Source organism: Kerstersia similis, assembly GCF_965139615.1.
GTDB classification, from domain to species: domain Bacteria; phylum Pseudomonadota; class Gammaproteobacteria; order Burkholderiales; family Burkholderiaceae_B; genus Kerstersia; species Kerstersia similis.
Window position 1 is genome coordinate 1 of record NZ_CBCSIQ010000053.1, and the last position, 1,063, is coordinate 1,063.

Annotated in this window: 1 protein-coding gene; it reads right to left on the bottom strand. The window is 62.2% G+C overall.

The features are described from left to right. Positions 1-375: 375 nt before the first annotated feature. Complete coding sequence (locus ACNA1V_RS17370; RefSeq protein ID WP_415834823.1) at positions 376-1,023, bottom strand: NUDIX domain-containing protein; 648 nt, start codon at positions 1,021-1,023, stop codon at positions 376-378. Positions 1,024-1,063: the final 40 nt, after the last annotated feature.

Below are 1,063 nucleotides of genomic sequence, written 5' to 3' on the forward strand. Positions count from 1 at the left end.
GTCTCGCTCAAACATGTGCGTCCTTGCCTCCCCGCTGACACCCCCTGACTCGGCACGCTCCACTGCCCAAGACCGGGGGCCTGCCACAACGCTGACGTAGAGGATGACTGAACGATCAGACGGCGGGCTGGGTCAGCGTGTACGTCCTGTCTCCCCGCTGAAGTTGCCTGCTTCGGCATGCCCCGCCACCCGAGATCGGGTTTCCGCCACAACGCTGGCGTAGAGGATGACTGAGCGATCGGACAGCGGGCGGGTTCAGCGTGTGCGTGCTGCCCTACCGCTGACGCCGCCTGATGCGACACGCTCCACCACCCGAGATCGGGTTTCCGCCAACGCTGGCGTGGGGATGACTGAGCGATAGGGCTGCGGGGCGGCTCAAACGTTAAATGCGCTGGGTGGTTGCCAGTTGAGTTGCCATTTTTCGGCCCAGGCGTTTTGCAGCCAGAGGGCGCACGCCAGGGTTTTGGCATCGGTGATCAGGCCGGTGCGGCAGGCATCCAGGAATTCGGGAATCGGGCAGCGTACGACGTCGAGGAATTCTCCTTCGTCTAGTTGCCGTGCGCCACTTTCCAGGCCGCGCGCAAAGAAGATGTGGATGATTTCATCTGAGTAGCCAATAGCAAGGTGCAGCTTGCCGGCATAGGCCCATTCTGCCGCCTGGTAGCCTGTTTCTTCCAGTAGTTCGCGGCGGCCGCAGGTGAAGGGGGCTTCACCTGCGTCGAGTTTGCCCGCAGGAAATTCGATGATGACTTGGCCGACCGGGTAGCGGTATTGCCGTTCCAGCAGGATGTGGCCGTCGTCGAAGAGCGGGACGACGACGGTTGCGCCCGGATGGACGACGTATTCCCGGCTGGCGAGTTTGCCATCAGGCAGGCGTACCGTGTCTTGTCGCAAATGGAGGAATTTTCCTTGGTGGATTTCCTTGCGCGTTTCCAGCGTTTCACGCAGGTGGGCGTCAGATAGGGCGTCGGCGTTCAGTTGCAGCAGCGGGGGCAGGGCGGAACCAGGGTGGGGGTGGCTCATGGTGTCAGGATGGTGGCGTCAGGGTGGGTTAAGTGGGTTT

Coding starts and splice junctions, on each gene's coding strand:
- ACNA1V_RS17370 (WP_415834823.1), bottom strand. CDS start 1,023: ATGAGCCACCCCCACCCTGGTTCCGCCCTGCCCCCGCTGCTGCAACTG.